At 65.6% G+C, this 15,815-nt stretch carries 17 protein-coding genes; 2 read left to right on the top strand and 15 right to left on the bottom strand.

Features of this window, described 5'->3' with window-relative positions:
• Positions 1-15: 15 nt before the first annotated feature.
• The 13 genes from ACWKSV_RS01920 to rpsB form a co-directional block, all read right to left on the bottom strand.
• The gene (locus ACWKSV_RS01920) at positions 16-333 is read right to left on the bottom strand and encodes a PilZ domain-containing protein (protein ID WP_056439642.1); all 318 of its coding nucleotides are present in this window, start codon (positions 331-333) and stop codon (positions 16-18) included.
• Between the two features lie 136 nt (positions 334-469).
• The gene (rpmE, locus tag ACWKSV_RS01915; protein WP_042487709.1) at positions 470-700 is read right to left on the bottom strand and encodes a 50S ribosomal protein L31; all 231 of its coding nucleotides are present in this window, start codon (positions 698-700) and stop codon (positions 470-472) included.
• A 100-nt stretch (positions 701-800) separates the two neighbouring features.
• Complete coding sequence (gene fabZ / locus ACWKSV_RS01910; RefSeq protein ID WP_042487765.1) at positions 801-1,244, bottom strand: 3-hydroxyacyl-ACP dehydratase FabZ; 444 nt, start codon at positions 1,242-1,244, stop codon at positions 801-803.
• Positions 1,245-1,296: 52 nt separating this feature from the next.
• Positions 1,297-1,968 carry an OmpH family outer membrane protein gene (locus ACWKSV_RS01905; protein ID WP_056439645.1) on the bottom strand — a complete coding sequence of 224 codons (672 nt, stop codon included), beginning with the start codon at positions 1,966-1,968 and terminating at the stop codon, positions 1,297-1,299.
• Positions 1,968-4,700, bottom strand: a complete 2,733-nt coding sequence (gene bamA, locus ACWKSV_RS01900; protein WP_156884228.1) for an outer membrane protein assembly factor BamA — start codon at positions 4,698-4,700, stop codon at positions 1,968-1,970. The genes ACWKSV_RS01905 and bamA overlap by 1 nt, the downstream gene beginning before the upstream one ends.
• Before the next feature lie 79 nt (positions 4,701-4,779).
• Positions 4,780-5,916, bottom strand: a complete 1,137-nt coding sequence (rseP, locus tag ACWKSV_RS01895) for an RIP metalloprotease RseP (RefSeq protein WP_056439650.1) — start codon at positions 5,914-5,916, stop codon at positions 4,780-4,782.
• Positions 5,913-7,070, bottom strand: coding sequence for a 1-deoxy-D-xylulose-5-phosphate reductoisomerase (dxr, locus tag ACWKSV_RS01890; protein ID WP_076715624.1), 1,158 nt, complete (start codon positions 7,068-7,070; stop codon positions 5,913-5,915). The genes rseP and dxr overlap by 4 nt, the downstream gene beginning before the upstream one ends.
• On the bottom strand, positions 7,070-7,837 hold the full coding sequence (locus tag ACWKSV_RS01885; RefSeq protein WP_056439842.1) for a phosphatidate cytidylyltransferase: 768 nt from the start codon (positions 7,835-7,837) through the stop codon (positions 7,070-7,072). The genes dxr and ACWKSV_RS01885 overlap by 1 nt, the downstream gene beginning before the upstream one ends.
• Before the next feature lie 65 nt (positions 7,838-7,902).
• A complete protein-coding gene (uppS, locus tag ACWKSV_RS01880) occupies positions 7,903-8,571 on the bottom strand; it encodes a polyprenyl diphosphate synthase (RefSeq protein WP_237243604.1) in 669 nt (222 codons plus the stop codon).
• 89 nt (positions 8,572-8,660) lie between these two features.
• Positions 8,661-9,218 (bottom strand): ribosome recycling factor, encoded by a 558-nt coding sequence (frr, locus tag ACWKSV_RS01875; RefSeq protein WP_042487694.1) that lies wholly within the window; start codon positions 9,216-9,218, stop codon positions 8,661-8,663.
• Positions 9,219-9,221: 3 nt separating this feature from the next.
• Positions 9,222-9,947 carry a UMP kinase gene (gene pyrH, locus ACWKSV_RS01870; protein WP_056439658.1) on the bottom strand — a complete coding sequence of 242 codons (726 nt, stop codon included), beginning with the start codon at positions 9,945-9,947 and terminating at the stop codon, positions 9,222-9,224.
• A 387-nt stretch (positions 9,948-10,334) separates the two neighbouring features.
• Positions 10,335-11,270, bottom strand: a complete 936-nt coding sequence (gene tsf, locus ACWKSV_RS01865) for a translation elongation factor Ts (protein WP_056439660.1) — start codon at positions 11,268-11,270, stop codon at positions 10,335-10,337.
• 160 nt (positions 11,271-11,430) lie between these two features.
• Entirely contained in the window at positions 11,431-12,240 is an 810-nt protein-coding gene (gene rpsB / locus ACWKSV_RS01860; protein ID WP_042487688.1) for a 30S ribosomal protein S2, read from the bottom strand.
• A 372-nt stretch (positions 12,241-12,612) separates the two neighbouring features.
• On the opposite strand from rpsB, the gene ACWKSV_RS01855 reads away from it, so the two are divergent.
• On the top strand, positions 12,613-12,849 hold the full coding sequence (locus ACWKSV_RS01855) for a hypothetical protein (RefSeq protein ID WP_076718045.1): 237 nt from the start codon (positions 12,613-12,615) through the stop codon (positions 12,847-12,849).
• Here the strand turns inward: ACWKSV_RS01855 and pssA are convergent.
• Together pssA and ACWKSV_RS01845 are read right to left on the bottom strand one after the other, a co-directional pair.
• A complete protein-coding gene (pssA, locus tag ACWKSV_RS01850; protein WP_076715623.1) occupies positions 12,788-13,609 on the bottom strand; it encodes a CDP-diacylglycerol--serine O-phosphatidyltransferase in 822 nt (273 codons plus the stop codon). The genes ACWKSV_RS01855 and pssA overlap by 62 nt on opposite strands.
• Before the next feature lie 13 nt (positions 13,610-13,622).
• Positions 13,623-14,345 (bottom strand): phosphatidylserine decarboxylase, encoded by a 723-nt coding sequence (locus tag ACWKSV_RS01845; protein ID WP_076715621.1) that lies wholly within the window; start codon positions 14,343-14,345, stop codon positions 13,623-13,625.
• A gap of 143 nt (positions 14,346-14,488) precedes the next feature.
• Between ACWKSV_RS01845 and ACWKSV_RS01840 the strand changes: the two genes are divergently transcribed.
• Positions 14,489-15,709, top strand: a complete 1,221-nt coding sequence (locus ACWKSV_RS01840) for an NADP-dependent isocitrate dehydrogenase (RefSeq protein WP_056439671.1) — start codon at positions 14,489-14,491, stop codon at positions 15,707-15,709.
• The last annotated feature ends 106 nt before the right edge of the window (positions 15,710-15,815 follow it).

The raw sequence follows: 15,815 nt of genomic DNA, 5'->3' as shown, positions 1-15,815 counted from the left end.
AGCCGATGGAACGGATCAGGCGGTCATCGGGGCCAGTATGCCGAACGCCTCAGGCGTCAATGGCGTCTGGAAATGGCAACCGGCGGAAAAGTCGGACGCCCACACGATCTTGGCCTCGACCTCGCCGACATGGGGCAGGCGCAACCAGATCTTCAGGCCGCGACGCAATTCGGTATAGGTCTGGAGACGCGCGCCGGTGGTGGAAATGTCGGTGACCCGGCACAGTGCGCGGTCGAGTCCGCCACGTCCCAGATCGGTGTCCAGCGCGGTCGCCGTACGCGGGGAGCGGCGGCGATTGGCAAATTCGGCAGGTTCGAATTCGGCGGCGAACATGGCTTCACCCTAAACACCGCTGGTTAACATACTGCAAACCTATTCCGCCCTCCCCTTCTCCGGCGGACGCGAAAAACCCGGCGCTTCGTGGGAAGCACCGGGTCCTTCGATCGTCCGGCGATGAGGCCGGAAGCGATTACTTGCGGAGCGTGAGACCGCCGCCGAAACGCTTGTTGAAGCGCGCGACCTGACCGCCGGTGTCCAGCATGGTGCCGCGACCGCCGGTCCAGGCCGGGTGCGCCAGCGGATCGATGTCCAGCTGCATCGTGTCGCCTTCCTTGCCCCAAGTGGAGCGGGTTTCGAACACGGTGCCGTCGGTCATCTGCACCTTGATCATGTGATAGTCGGGATGCGTATCGGTCTTCATGATATTGCTCCGGAAAATGGCTGGTTCCGACCAGCCTTCAAGCTCAAGGCGCGGCCCATAGCGGACCGCGCCCCGTTAGTCAAAAGCCCGTGACGGTCGCTTACGCTTCTGCGGGCGGATCGGCGATCATCGCGGTGAAATTGGCTTCCGCCACGACGACTCCGTCGATCTTGGCGACCCCTGCGAACTTGCAGACGCGGGTCCGCTTCGACACGAACTCGACCTCCAGGTGCAGGAGCACGCCGGGCTCGACGGGCTTGCGGAACTTCACGCCGTCGATCGACATGAAATAGACCAGCTTGCCCGAATTCGCGAGGCCCAGGCTTTCCACGCCCAGCACACCGGCGGCCTGCGCCAGCGCCTCGACGATCAACACGCCCGGCATGATCGGACGGCCGGGATAATGGCCCTGGAAAAAGGCCTCGTTGATCGTCACCGCCTTCACCGCGCGGATCGACGTGTCGAGGACCAGCTCCTCGACACGATCGACCAGCAGCATCGGGTAACGGTGCGGGATTGCCGCCATGACCCGCGTCACGTCCATCGGGCCGATGACGGTCTTCGCCTCTTCGTTCACGACGTCGCTCACCGGGATATTACCGGCCGCTGTTCTGGCGACGGGCAGGCGCCGGGGCGGCGGCGGCCGGAGCGGCAGCGGCGGGGGCAGCGCCCTGCTGCTGACCCTGCTGACCGGGCTGCCAGTTGGCGGGCGGCGTGATGCTGACGGTCGGGACCAGCTTGTCCAATTCCGCCGTCACCGCGGACGTGATGTCGGCGGTCGGCTGCATGAACAGCACGGCCTGCGGGCTGACCAGCAGGCTGACATTCTTGGCGCGAACGGCGTTCTGCACCGCTTCGCCCAGACGCGCCTGGATCTGCTCGACCGCATAGGTCTGCGCACGGACGGCGGGCTGGGTCAGACGGCCCAGTTCCTGCTCGGCGGCCTGCTGCTTGGCCTGGATCGACTGGGCCTGGGTGCGCAGCGCGGCTTCGTTGGCGTTCGGCGCGGCGCGGGCGGTCTGGAACGCCTGGACCAGCGGCTCCAGCTCACGGCCGAGCGCGGTGCGGCGGGTTTCGGCCTGGTCGAGCTGCGCCTTGTAGGTCGTCTCGATCTGCTGGCGGGCGGCGGCCCAGGCACGCGAACCGGCGATCGCACCCTGCGGGTCGGCCACGGCGACGCCGTTCACCTGCGCGCTGGCGGTGGTGGCGACGGTCGCGGCCGGCGCGACAAGGGCCGCCGCGAGGAGGAGCTTGGAAATCGTCTTCATCAGAACTGCGTCCCTACGTTGAAAGTAATGAGCTTGGGGTCGTCGCCCGGCTGCGTCACCAATGCCTTGGCAAGGTCGATGCGCAGCGGTCCGAATGGTGAATTCCAGTTCACACCGATGCCGATCGACACGCGCGGCTTCCAGGTGCCGAGATAGAATTGCTCTTCGGCATAGTTGGTGTTCTGGAGCGCGACATTGGCCGTCGTGCCCAAACAGGTACCCCCCGCCGTGGCCGAGTAACCGGTTGGGCAGGTCGTGCTGGCACCGGCGATGCCTGCGGCCGTCGTTTCGGTCGTCGTCGGGACCTGATAAAGCAGATTACCAGCTCTGTCTCTTACGGGCGACGGGATAAGCGTCTTCGATCCGTCCTTGTTGAACTGCGGCACGCCGTTGACGACCAGCTGCTGGAAGTCGAGCGAGGGTTGCGGGCGGGTGACGCCCCACAGGCTGCCGGCCTGGACATAGACGCTGGGGCGCAGGCCCATCTCACGCGCACCCGAACCCAACGGGATTTCCAGCTCCGCACGCGCCAGATAGTAAGCACGACCGCCCAGTGCGTCGTCGACGAACTGCTGGCGGTCCTTGCTCAGCGACTGGCTGCCGTCGTTGCCGATGACATAGGGCACGCGCAGCACGCGCGGACCGACGCCGCGAATGTCGAAGCCGCGGAACTGCGGCTCGCCCAGATAGAAGCGGTCGACGATACGAACCGGATCGATGCCCGGACCACGGCTGCCCTCGAGCGAGTGGATGTAACCGCCCTCGCCCAGGATCGAGAAGACGAAGCCCTTGCCCAGCCCCTTGAACTTGGCGCCTTCCGCGCGGGTGCGGATATACTTCACGTCGCCGCCCAGACCGGCAAAGTCCTGGCTGAACGAGAAGCGATGCCCGGCAGTCGGACGCAGGCGGCTGTTCAGGCTGTCATAGATCAGCGAGTAGCCGACCGACGAGGTCCAGCGATTGCCGATCGAGTCGCAGAGATAGCGACCCGCCTGCTGGAAGTTACAGGTGCCGTCCGCGTTGAAGAACGACGCGTCCAGGCCGACCTGGTCATAGGTCAGGCCATAGCGTCCCGACAGCGACCAATATTCGGTCAGCGGCACGCCCGCGCGCACCTGGAAGCCGGTCGACACCTGGCTGTAGGTCGTCTGGCGGGTGGTGCCCAGATAGTTGAACGAGTTGAAGTCGCGACGGAACACGTCGACGCCCAGCGCGATATTCTTGTCGAACACATAAGGCTCGGTGAAGCCCAGTTCGATCGACTTGGAATAGGCCGAATAGTTCACACCGGCGCGGAGTTCCTGGCCCTTGCCGCGGAAGTTGCGCTGGGTGATGTTCGCCTGGATGATGAAGCGTTCCAGCGACGAGTAACCGGCCGACAGCTGGAGCGAACCGGTCGACTGTTCCTCGACATTGGTCTCCAGCACGATGCGGTCGGGCGTCGAGCCGGGGTTCTGCTTGATCTCCAGCTTTTCCTGGAAATAGCCGAGCGAGTTGATGCGATCCTGGCTGCGGCGGACCTGGAAGCTGTTGAAGGCGTCACCCTCGGCCACGCGGATTTCGCGGCGGACGACCTTGTCCTGCGTCTGCGTGTTGCCGTTGATGTCGATCCGCTCGACATAGGTCCGCTTGGCCTCGGCGATGTTGAACGTGATCGCCATCGTCAGCGTGTCCTTGTCACGCTGGAAGTCGGGGTTCACATCGGTGAAGGCATAGCCGAACAGGCCCGCCGTCTGGCTGAGGCTGTCGATCGAGTCCTCGATCAGCTTGGCATTGTACCAGTCGCCCTTCTTCATGGGCAGCGACTGGGCGAGCTTCTCATTGTCGAAGTCGCGGATCTGGCTGTCGACCTTGACGTCGCCAAACTTATAGCGCGGGCCTTCCTCCACCACATAGGTGATGATGAAGTCCTTCTTGTCCGGCGTCAGCTCGGCGACCGCGCTCGTCACCCGGAAATCGGCATAGCCGTTGGTCAGGTAGAACAGGCGCAGCTTCTGCTGATCGGCGGCCAGGCGATCCTGGTCATAGCTGGTGGCCGAGGACAGGAAACGGAACCAGCGCGACTGCTTGGTGTACATCGCGCCGCGCAGTTCGTCGTCGGAGAACTTCTCGTTGCCGATGATGTTGATCTGGCGGACCTTGGACTTCGGCCCTTCGCTGATCTCGAACACCACGTCGACGCGGTTCTGGTCGAGATTGACCATCTTCGGCTCGACCACCGCGCCGAACCGGCCCTGGCGGCGGTACAGTTCGACGATACGCGCCACGTCCTGGCGAACCGCGGTCCGGGTGAAGATCTGGCGGGGAGACAGCTTGATCTCCTTCTTGATCTTGTCTTCCTTCAGGCGCTTGTTGCCCTCCAGGATGACCCGGTTGATGATCGGGTTCTCGCGCACGCGCAGCACGATGTCGCCCGTCTCCACGCCGGAGATCGAGAAGTCGGCGAACAGTTCGGACGCCTGAAGGTCCTTCAGCGCCTGGTCGAGCGTTTCCGGGGTATAGGGAATGCCGACCCGCAGCTTAGTGTAGGACAACACCGTCTCGGGCTCGATACGCTGGGCGCCTTCGACCCGCAGTGTCTTGATTGTGCGCACCGGCGCAGGCGCCACGGCCTGCGTCGGGACAGCACCGGCCCCCGCGCTCGGCGCGGCAGGCGCGGTCTGCGCCATGACGGGAACACCCGACAGCATCGTGCCCGCCAGCAGCATGGCGCCCGCGCGCACAGTCTTCATACCCGTCATTGCTGTCACCAAACCCACCCCAGAAAAGTCGAACCGACCCCTGTCGTCGTCGCGCCCTGCCCCATCGGCGTCAGCCGATCAAGCTGCGGATATTTTTCCACAGCCCCAAATTGCCCAGATCGTTGAACGTTACGAAGAGCATCAGGGCCAGGATCGCAATCATGCCGCCACGGAATGCCCATTCCTGAGCCACCGGCTCCAGGGGGCGTCGCCGCACCGCTTCGATCGCATAGAAAAGAAGATGACCGCCATCCAGCATCGGCACTGGCAAGAGGTTGATGAACCCCAGATTGATGGACACCAGCGCCACGAAGAAAACGAACGCGTCGAGGCCCAGCGACATCTGCTCGCCCGACACTTTCGCAATGGACACCGGTCCGCCCAGTTCCTTGACCGAGCGGCGGCCCGAAATCACCTGGCCCAGCGTCTCGACCATCATGCGGACGATCTCGCCGGTACGCTGGACCGCCACCACGGGTGCGCGCACCAGGCTGACCGGCCGGACGTCGACCGTACCGGCACCGCGCAGGCCCAGACGGCCGATGCGATAGCTGTTGCCGAAGCGGTCGCGCTGTTCCTCGGTGCCGATCGTCGCGCTGGTGGTGAAGGGCGTGCCGCCGCGCGTCGCCGCGATCGTCACCCGGTCCCCGGCGCGAATCTGCACATAGCGCGCGATATCGGCGAAGTCGGTGACGGCACGGTCGTCGATCGCCGTCACTCGGTCACCGGGGCGAAGCGAGGTCGCTGCCGCCGCGCTGCCGGGCATGATCTGTCCCACGACGGGCGGCACCACCGCCTCGCCATAGGCGTAGGCGAAGCCCGCCAGGATCAAGATGGCGGCGGCGAAATTGATCGCCGGGCCCGCCGCGACGATGATCGCGCGCTGCCACACCGGCTTGGCCTGGAAGGTACGGGCGCGTTCCTCGGGCGGCAGCGACAGCCAGGCGGCGTCGGGCTGGCTGGCCGGGTTCATGTCGCCCGCGAACTTCACGTAACCGCCCAGCGGCAGCCAGCCGATCTTCCACCGCGTATCGCGCTTGTCGGTGAAACCGGCGATCTCGCGCCCGAAACCGACGGAGAAGGTCTCGGCCTTCACGCCGAACAACCGTCCCGCGAGATAATGCCCCATCTCGTGCACGAACACGAGCGGGCCGAGGGCAAGGACAAAGGCCAGGATGGTCAACAACAGGCCGGGAGTTTCGATCAAACGACGCAATCCTCAACGCGCTCGGCCGTTATTGCCCTGGTTTCCGCATCGATCGCGATCACCGCATCGAGCGACTCCGGTGGGGCGGGGTCGTAGCGATGCAGAACATCCTCGACGATTGCGGCAATTTCGAGGAAGCCGATGCGACGTGCGAGAAAAGCCGCCACCGCGATCTCGTTCGCGGCATTGAGGATGGCCGGAGCCGCCCCGCCCGCCTCCAGCGCGGCCCGTGCCAAGCGCAGCGCGGGGAAGCGCACCGGATCGGGCGCGGCGAAGTCCATCCGCCCCAGCGCGACCAGGTCGAGCGGCGCCATCGGCGTCGGCATCCGGTCGGGCCAGGCCAGGCAATGCGCGATCGGCACGCGCATGTCCGACGGCCCCAGCTGCGCCAGCATCGAGCCGTCGACATAATCGACCGCCGAGTGGATCACCGACTGCGGATGCAGCACGATCTCGATCCGGTCGGAGGGGACCGGGAACAGGCGCGCCGCCTCGATCAGTTCCAGCCCCTTGTTCATCATCGTCGCCGAGTCGACCGAGATCTTGGCACCCATCGACCAGTTGGGATGCGCCACCGCCTGTTCGGGGGTGACGCGGCGCATCTCTTCGATCGTATGGTTGCGGAACGGTCCGCCGCTGGCGGTCAGGACGATCCGGCGCACCCGCTCGGGCCGTTCGAAGTCGAAGCATTGATAGATGGCGTTATGCTCGCTGTCGGCCGGGAGCAGCGTCGCCCCCGCCTTGGCCGCCGCCGCCAGCACCACCTCGCCCGCCGACACCAGCGGCTCCTTGTTGGCGAGCACCACCGTGCCGCCATTGGCGATGGCGGCCATGGCGGGTTCCAGCCCGGCGCAACCGACGATCGCACCCATCGTCCAGTCGGCGTGCAGGGCCGCCGCCTCGATCACCGCCGCACGACCGCCCGCCACGCGGGTTTCGGTTCCAGCCAGCGCCGCGCGCAGATCGGGCAGGCAGCTTTCGTCCGCCACGACCGCCAGTTCGGCGTGGGTCCGCTTCGCCGCCGCCGCCAGCTTGGCGACGTCGCAATTGGCAGTCAGCGCACGGACGCGGTAACGATCGGGCTCGCGCTCGATCAGGTCCAGCGTCGAGGTGCCGACCGATCCGGTCGCGCCCAAAATGGTTACGCTACGCATCAGAACAGGTCCGGCAGGAGGATCAGCAGCGCGGCGATCGGCGCGACCGGCACGATGCCGTCCAGCCGGTCCATCACGCCGCCATGGCCGGGCAGCACGTTACCGCTGTCCTTGACGCCTGCGCGCCGCTTCAGCGCGCTCTCGAACAGGTCGCCCATCTGTGCCAGCACCGCCAGCACCGGCGTCGCGATGACCAGATGCAACGGCAGGCCATGTGCCCAGCGCATCAGCACCGCCAGCAACGTCGCCGCCGCCACACCGCCGATCAGGCCCGACCAGGTCTTGGCCGGGCTGATGCTGGGGGCCAGCTTCGGCCCGCCGAACTGCCGCCCGACGAAGAACGCGCCGCTGTCACAGGCCCAGACTATCGCCATCGACCAGAGCGACAGCACCAGCCCGTCGTCATGCAGCCGGATCGCCAGCAGCGAGAAGACGGGCAACCCGACATAAAGTGCCCCTGCCCCGAACTCCGGGCGGCGCGACACGATGGTCAGGAAGAAGAAGGTCGCCGCGATCAGCCCCAACGCGAAAAAGCCCGGCCCGGCCGCCAGCCCGGGCGCCATGATCGCCAGCGGCACCGACAGCGCGAACTGGGCCAGCCGCTTCTGCTTGGCATCGACCTTCAACAGGTCGGACCATTCGGCCATCATGAACAGCGCGACGACGACGGCCAGCAGCCAGAAGGCCAGACCGCCCAATACGAGCGAAACGCTGGCCACGGCGATCATCACGATGCTGGCCAGCACCCGCTTGGTCAGGTTCGACATGCCGGACGCAGGCGGGTTGGCCGGGGCCGCCTTGGGCACCCCGGCCTTGGGGGATTTAGGATCGGTCACAGGCCGCCGAAACGCCGGTGTCGTCGGCCGAACTCGGCCACCGCATCGGCCAGCGCCGTCTCGTCGAAATCGGGCCAGAGCGTGTCGACGAACAGCAGCTCGGCATAGGCCGCCTGCCACAGCAGGAAGTTGGACAGGCGCTGCTCGCCCGAGGTGCGGATCACCAGGTCGAGCGGCGGCAGGCCGTTGGTCTGCAACTCGCCCTCGATCGCCTCCGGGGTGATCGCCTCCGCCGTCATCTCTCCGGCCGCGACCTTGCGGGCCAGCCGCCGGGTCGCCTCGACCAGTTCCGCCTGCGCGCCGTAATTCAGCGCGATGGCGAGGATCGGACCGCTATTGGCCGCCGTACGCTCGATCGCATCGTCGATCAGCGCCACGAGGTCGGCGGGGAAGCGGCGATAGTCGCCGATCACCCGCAACCGGACATTGTCCGACACCAACTCGGCCAGGTCCTTGCGCAGGAAGATGCGCAACAGGCCCATCAGGTCGCTGATCTCGGTCTCGGGCCGCCGCCAATTCTCCGACGAAAAGGCGTAGAGCGTCAGCGCCTCGATCCCCATCGCCCGCGCCGCACGCGCGATCCGGCGCACGGCATCCACCCCGGCCTTGTGACCGGCGAAGCGGGGGAGCAGACGGCGTTTGGCCCAGCGGCCATTGCCGTCCATGATGATCGCGACGTGACGCGGGACCGCACCCGTATCGGGCACGGCCACCAGCGACCCCAGAGCCGTCTGGGCCGAGGCGGCCGGAGGACTCACTTGCCCAGGATTTCCTTTTCCTTGGCCGCCGCAGCCGCATCCAGCTCGGCGATGGTGGCGTCGGTCAGCTTTTGCACCTCGGTCTCGTGCCGCTTGCGCTCGTCCTCGCCGAAGACGCCCTTCTTCTCGTCGACCTTCAGGCTGTCCATGCCGTCGCGACGCACGTTGCGCACCGCGATGCGCGCGCCCTCGGCATACTTGCCGGCCAGCTTGGCGAGTTCCTTGCGGCGCTCCTCGGTCAGGTCGGGGATGGGCAGGCGCAACGTCTGGCCGTCATTGATCGGGTTCAGGCCCAGACCCGCCGAGCGGATCGCCTTTTCGACCGACGACACGTTCGACTTGTCCCACACCTGCACCGACAGCATCCGCGGCTCGGGCGCGGAGACGGTGGCGACCTGGTTCAGCGGCATGTGGCTGCCATATACCTCGACCGTCACCGGATCGAGCAGCGCCGTCGAGGCGCGGCCGGTGCGCAGACCATTCAGGTCGTGCTTCAGCGATTCGACCGCGCCCTGCATACGGCGCTCGAGGTCGGACTTGTCATAGGCTGCCATGATTTAAGCTCCTGCGTTCTGGACGATCGTCGACACACCCTGGCCCGACAGCACGGCACCGAAATTGCCATGTTCGCGGATGTTGAAGACGACGATCGGGATATTGTTGTCGCGGCACAGCGCGATGGCCGAGGCGTCCATGACCTTCAGGTCGTCGGACAGCACCTTGGAGAAGGTGACGGTTTCGTAGCGGGTCGCGGTCGGCACCTTCTTCGGATCGGCATCATAGACGCCGTCGACGCTGGTGCCCTTGAACAGCGCATCGCACTTCATCTCGGCGGCGCGCAGCGCGGCACCGCTGTCGGTGGTGAAGAAGGGCGAGCCGACTCCGGCGGCGAAGATCACGACGCGGCCCTTTTCGAGATGCCGCTCGGCACGGCGGCGGATAAAGGGTTCGCACACGCTCGACATCGGGATGGCCGACTGGACGCGGGTGTCGACACCGATCTGCTCCAGCGCGTTCTGCACCGCCAGCGCGTTCATCACGGTCGCCAGCATGCCCATATAATCGGCGGTCGCCCGCTCGATCCCCTTGGCCGCCGCCGACAGGCCGCGGAAGATATTGCCGCCGCCCACGACGATGCACAGCTCATAGCCCTGCGCACGGACATCGGCGATCTCCTGCGCGACGCGCGCGGTGATCTCCGGCGAGATGGCCAGGCCGCCCTCGCCCATCAGGACCTCACCCGACAATTTCAGAAGGATACGTTTGAAGCGCGGGGTGGTCATCGTTTCTCGGATCTTGGTGATGAAAGTGGCGCGGACCTTAGGCGGCGACCGGCCAGCGGGCAACCATGGAGCGGCGGGTTGCGGGGATTTTCGTGGGACAATGGGCGAGCCGCCCCAATCCATTGCCCCGCCCCGCGTTCAGGTTGGGCGAACGGTAAACCCATTCCTCCCCAAGCTGTGCTTGGGGAGGGGGACCGCGCCCGCAGGGCGCGGTGGAAGGGCATGGCCGGTCCGTCACGCCCCTCCACCATCGCTGGCGCGATGGTCCCCCTCCCCGAGCATAGCTCAGGGAGGATTTGGAGAGACCGCAAACGCAAAGGGAGCGACCCCCTCGCGACGGCCGCTCCCCTCTACCCTTACCGTCCCATCACGGAACGGCGCGAGGCATTACGCCTTCTGCGGAACGCCCGACGCGGCGGCCACTTCGGCCGCGAAGTCCGACGCTTCCTTCTCGATGCCTTCGCCCAGCTGGAAGCGGACATAGTCCACCAGCTTGATCTCGGCACCGGCGTCCTTGCCGGCCTTCGCGACGACGTCGCTGATCTTGGTCTTGCCGTCGATCACGAACAGCTGGCTGACCAGCGCGTGCTCCTTGCGGTACTTGGCGATGCCGCCTTCGACCATCTTGGCAATGATGTCGGCGGGCTTGCCCGATTCGGCGGCCTTTTCGGTCGCGATCGCGCGCTCACGCTCGATCTCGGCCTCGTCCAGGTCTTCCTCGTTCAGCGCCTTGGGGAAGGCAGCGGCGATGTGCATCGCCAGCTGACGGCCCAGCGACTGCAGCACGTCGTCGGCGGCTTCCGACTCCAGCGCGACCAGCACGCCGATCTTGCCCAGGCCCGGGGCCTGCTGGTTGTGGACGTAGGACACGACCGCGCCCTTCGACACTTCGAGGCGCTTGGCGCGACGCAGCGACTGGTTCTCACCGATGGTGGCGACATTGTTGGTCAGCACTTCGGCGACGGTGCCGCCCTGCGGCATCGCTTCGTTCTTCAGCGCCTCGACGTCGTCGCTGGTCTTCAGCGCGATCGCGGTCACGTCCTTTACGAACGCCTGGAACTGGTCGTTCTTGGCGACGAAGTCGGTTTCCGAGTTCACTTCGACGGCAGCGCCCACGGTGCCGCTGGTGGCGACGCCGACCAGACCTTCGGCTGCGGTACGGCTCGACTTCTTCTGCGCGGCCGCCAGGCCCTTCGTGCGCAGCCAATCCAGCGCGGCGTCCATGTCGCCAGCGGCTTCGTTGAGCGCCTTCTTGCAGTCCATCATGCCCGCGCCGCTCTTTTCGCGCAGGTCCTTGACCATCGCTGCGGTGATATCGGCCATTGTCTGATTTCCTCTGTCTGAAAAGGGGGATGCGGGTAGGGCCGCCCCATCGGAGGCGGCCCTTAGCACGGCTTGCATGTCAAGCCGATGTCACCGACCGGAGGCCATGCCCGCCCGGTCGATGGTCGCCCCGCCCGCACCGCGGGGCATTGTCACGCGATTACGCGTCGATCTGGCGCTCGGCCTCGACCGCCTGCTCGGCGGCTTCGGTCGGGGCGACGGTCAGCGCTTCCTCGACGGGCGGCTCGGCCATCGCGCCGAAGTCCGCGCCGCTGCGGCGCTGCTGCTCATTGTTGCCACGGGTGGCGGCAATGGCGACGGCTTCGCAGTACAGACGGATCGCGCGGCTGGCGTCGTCGTTCGCCGGAACCGGGAACGCGATGCCGTCGGGCGAGACGTTCGAGTCGAGGATCGCCACGACGGGGATACCCAGCGTGTTGGCTTCCTTGATCGCCAGCTCTTCCTTGTTGGCGTCGATCACGAACATCACGTCCGGAATGCCGCCCATGTCGCGGATGCCGCCCAGCGACAGCTCGAGCTTGTCACGCTCGCGGGTCAGGTTCAGCACTTCCTTCTTGGTCAGGCCGTGCGTGTCGCCCGACAGCTGCTCTTCAAGGGTCTTGAGGCGCTTGATCGAGTTCGAGATCGTCTTCCAGTTGGTGAGCATACCGCCCAGCCAGCGATGGTTGACGAAGTGCTGGCCCGCACGGCGAGCGGCCTCGGCGACCGGCTCCTGCGCCTGGCGCTTGGTGCCGACGAACAGGACCTTGCCACCGCCCGCGACGGTCGAGCTGATGAACTCCAGAGCGCGCGCGAAGAGCGGCACGGTCTGCGACAGGTCGAGGATGTGGACGCCGTTGCGGTCGCCAAAGATGTAGGGCTTCATCTTCGGGTTCCAGCGGTGGGTCTGGTGGCCGAAGTGCGCGCCGGTCTCGACCAGCTGCTGCATGGTGACGACGGGTGCCGCCATAATGTAATTCCTTCCGGTTAATCCTCTGGGAAGCGGATGACGCGGCGGGCAAAGCCCATGCGCACCGAAATATGATGCTTCCCATGCGGTGTTGAGGCGCGGGCCCTTAGCCGATGCAAAACCGCATGGCAAGCGCGAGAGCGCGTTCACTTTTGTTCCAAAACCGATTGACAAGAGAACATCGGCGGAACATAAAGCGATCACAACAGGGTTGAGATTCCAGCCATCGCATAACGTCTTCGCAACGTCGCGAATTTGGCACGACTCAACCTGATGTCGGCGTTTCGGCGACGGAACTCGACGAAAAAATCAATGGTTACGGTCTGGTTAATGTGCCGGATCGTATCGGACGGACGGCAGGAGGCTGGCATCATGATGATCGTGGTGAGTGTTCTGGTTTTCACGGGCGCACTGGTCGCCGCCCTGACCACCATAGCGATGATGGTGGCACCGCAATGGCGTCGCATCCTGCATCTCGCCACGGGTCACATCGAACCGGCTTTCACGCCATTGGCCACCCTCGTAGTGGCCGAGCGCCGGATCGCCGTCAGGCGCTGGGCGGCAGGCTCCCCTGCCCCTTCGCTGGTGCGCCGCCGCGTGGCCGCTTGAGCCGCGCATAGGCGATCATGGTGGCGGGGATGCTCAGCAGATAGGCCAGACACAGCGCGGTCAGCGCGTGCCAGGGTGCCGAGAGCAGCGCGACGCCGACCAACACGATGATCGCCAACGCTTCGAACCGCACATGGCGGCGCAGGCGGAATGAGGTCCAGGACAGGGTCGGCAGGCTCGACACCATCAGCAAGGCGACCAGCGCGACCCACGGCGCGACGAGATAGGGCGACGAAAAGATCGGCTCGCCCGTCCAGAACCACAGATAGAGCGGCAGCATGGCCAATCCGGCTCCGGCGGGGGCCGGAACGCCGGTGAAGAAGCCCGCCGTCTTGCGCGGCTGATCCGTGACATCGAGTTGCGAGTTGAACCGCGCCAACCGCAATGCGCAGAACACCGCCTGGAGCACCGCGCAAATCCAGCCGATGCGCGGGAGGTTTTCGAGCGACCAGAGATAGAGGATCAGGGCAGGCGCGACACCGAAGGAAATGGCGTCGGATAGCGAATCGAGTTCCGCACCGAACCGGCTTTCTCCGCGCAGCAACCGCGCGATCCGGCCGTCCAACCCGTCCAGCACCGCCGCGACCATGATCATGGTGACGGCCGCCTCCCATGATCCCGCAATGGCGAACTTCACCCCCGTCAGGCCGGACACTAGCGCGAGCGCGGTCACCGCATTGGGAATGATCGCCCGCAGCGGCAGACCGCGGGGCGGTTCGCCATCGACGCGGCGACGGGCGAAACGGGGGGAAATGGCCATCGGAGCGTGCGGCTTACTGCGCGATGCCGGTCATCGGCTTGCCGCCGACACGGCCGATGACCGTCTCACCCGCGACCGAACGCTGGCCCAGGCAGACCTGCGGCGTGACGTCATCGGGCAGGTACACGTCGACGCGGCTGCCGAAGCGGATTAGGCCGACACGCTGACCGGCGGCGACCATATCCCCGGGCTTCACGAAGCCGACGATACGACGCGCGACCAGACCGGCGATCTGGGTGAAACCATATTTCCGGCCATCACGGCCCTCGACCACGAAATGCTGGCGCTCATTCTCGTCCGACGCCTTGTCGAGATCGGCGTTGAGGAACTTGCCCGAGATATAGACGACCTGGCGGATGACGCCTGCGACCGGCGTGCGGTTGATATGCACGTCGAACACCGACATGAAGATCGACACGCGGACCAGCGGCGCCTCGCCCAGTTCGCCGATCAACTCGCGCGGGATCGGAACGCGCTGGATCATGGTGACCAGGCCATCGGCGGGTGCGACGATCAGGTCGTCGCCCTGCGGCGTGGTGCGGACGGGGTCCCGGAAGAACGCCGCGATCCAGATGCACAGGCCGACGAACGGCCAGAACAGCACCTTGGTGATCAACGTGGCGACGATGGTCAGGCCCGCCCCGATCAGCACATATTTGCGCCCTTCGGGATGGACGGCGGGGAAGCGCCACTTGACGGTGGTGGTCGCGACGGGGGGCTTTTCAAGCGAAGGCATCGGGCCTGTGTACCTGTCCACCGGCCATCGCACAATCTTTTCGGTTCGCCCCGGCCCTTTCGCGTGATGTGCAGGGTGGTTGATCCGCCGCGCCCCCTCCCCTAGACGCGTCACCAAACCTGCCTAATCTGAAGGATGCGCATATGGCGAAGATCAAGGTAAACACCCCCGTCGTGGAGATCGACGGCGACGAAATGACCCGGATCATCTGGGAATGGATTCGCGAACGCCTGATCAAGCCGTATCTCGACATCGAACTGGCCTATTTCGACCTGTCGGTCCAGAATCGCGACGCGACTGCCGACCAAGTGACGATCGACAGCGCCCATGCCACGCAGAAGTACGGCGTCGCCATCAAGTGCGCGACCATCACCCCCGACGAGCAGCGCGTCGAGGAGTTCGGCCTGAAGAAGATGTGGAAGTCGCCCAACGGCACGATCCGCAACATCCTGGGCGGCGTGGTCTTCCGCGAGCCGATCGTCATCAAGAACGTTCCCCGCCTGGTCCCCGGCTGGACCCACCCGATCGTCGTCGGCCGTCACGCATTCGGCGACCAGTATAAGGCGACCGATTTCAAGGTGCCCGGCAAGGGCAAGCTGACCCTGAAGTGGGAAGGCGAAAATGGCGAGTCGATCGAGGAGGAGGTGTTCAACTTCCCCGCCGCCGGCGTCGCCATGGGCATGTACAATCTCGACGAGTCGATCCGCGACTTCGCGCGCGCCTCGATGAACTATGGCCTGAACCGCGGCTGGCCGGTCTATCTGTCGACCAAGAACACCATCCTGAAGGCCTATGACGGCCGCTTCAAGGACATCTTCCAGGAGGTGTTCGACACCGAATTCGCCGAGCAGTTCAAGGCGGCCGGCATCGAGTATCAACACCGTCTGATCGACGACATGGTCGCCTCGGCGCTCAAGTGGCACGGCGAATTCGTCTGGGCCTGCAAGAACTATGACGGCGACGTGCAGTCGGACACGGTCGCGCAAGGCTTTGGCTCGCTGGGCCTGATGACCTCGGTCCTGATGACCCCGGACGGCAAGACGATCGAGGCGGAAGCGGCGCACGGCACCGTGACCCGTCACTATCGCCAGCACCAGCAGGGCAAGGCGACCTCGACCAACCCGATCGCCTCGATCTTCGCCTGGACCGGCGGCCTGAAGTATCGCGGCAAGTTCGACAACACCCCCGACGTCGTCCGCTTCGCCGAGACGCTGGAAAAGGTCTGCGTCCAGACCGTCGAGAACGGCCAGATGACCAAGGACCTCGCCATCCTGATCGGCCCGGACCAGCCCTGGATGACCACCGAGCAGTTCTTCGAGGCGATCCGCGTCAACCTCGAAACCGCGATGGCCAACTGGCAGTAAGGTCCGTTTCGGTTCGGTCGTCGATAGGCGACCGATCGCAGCGCGAGCAAGATGGACCCGGGGGGCATGCCTCCCGGGTCTTTTTGCGTATCGCTCGATCGGGAGA

Source organism: Sphingomonas sp. SphC10 (assembly GCF_057004845.1).
Note: the sequence above shows the minus strand (reverse complement) of the source record. Positions and strands in the feature narration are given on the sequence as shown.

Coding starts and splice junctions, on each gene's coding strand:
- ACWKSV_RS01840 (WP_056439671.1), top strand. CDS start 14,489: ATGGCGAAGATCAAGGTAAACACCCCCGTCGTGGAGATCGACGGCGAC.
- ACWKSV_RS01845 (WP_076715621.1), bottom strand. CDS start 14,345: ATGCCTTCGCTTGAAAAGCCCCCCGTCGCGACCACCACCGTCAAGTGG.
- fabZ (WP_042487765.1), bottom strand. CDS start 1,244: ATGGACGTGACGCGGGTCATGGCGGCAATCCCGCACCGTTACCCGATG.
- pssA (WP_076715623.1), bottom strand. CDS start 13,609: ATGGCCATTTCCCCCCGTTTCGCCCGTCGCCGCGTCGATGGCGAACCG.
- dxr (WP_076715624.1), bottom strand. CDS start 7,070: ATGCGTAGCGTAACCATTTTGGGCGCGACCGGATCGGTCGGCACCTCG.
- bamA (WP_156884228.1), bottom strand. CDS start 4,700: ATGAAGACTGTGCGCGCGGGCGCCATGCTGCTGGCGGGCACGATGCTG.
- rpsB (WP_042487688.1), bottom strand. CDS start 12,240: ATGGCGGCACCCGTCGTCACCATGCAGCAGCTGGTCGAGACCGGCGCG.
- ACWKSV_RS01855 (WP_076718045.1), top strand. CDS start 12,613: ATGATGATCGTGGTGAGTGTTCTGGTTTTCACGGGCGCACTGGTCGCC.
- ACWKSV_RS01920 (WP_056439642.1), bottom strand. CDS start 333: ATGTTCGCCGCCGAATTCGAACCTGCCGAATTTGCCAATCGCCGCCGC.
- frr (WP_042487694.1), bottom strand. CDS start 9,218: ATGGCAGCCTATGACAAGTCCGACCTCGAGCGCCGTATGCAGGGCGCG.
- ACWKSV_RS01885 (WP_056439842.1), bottom strand. CDS start 7,837: ATGTCGAACCTGACCAAGCGGGTGCTGGCCAGCATCGTGATGATCGCC.
- pyrH (WP_056439658.1), bottom strand. CDS start 9,947: ATGACCACCCCGCGCTTCAAACGTATCCTTCTGAAATTGTCGGGTGAG.
- ACWKSV_RS01905 (WP_056439645.1), bottom strand. CDS start 1,968: ATGAAGACGATTTCCAAGCTCCTCCTCGCGGCGGCCCTTGTCGCGCCG.
- tsf (WP_056439660.1), bottom strand. CDS start 11,270: ATGGCCGATATCACCGCAGCGATGGTCAAGGACCTGCGCGAAAAGAGC.
- rpmE (WP_042487709.1), bottom strand. CDS start 700: ATGAAGACCGATACGCATCCCGACTATCACATGATCAAGGTGCAGATG.
- uppS (WP_237243604.1), bottom strand. CDS start 8,571: ATGGACGGCAATGGCCGCTGGGCCAAACGCCGTCTGCTCCCCCGCTTC.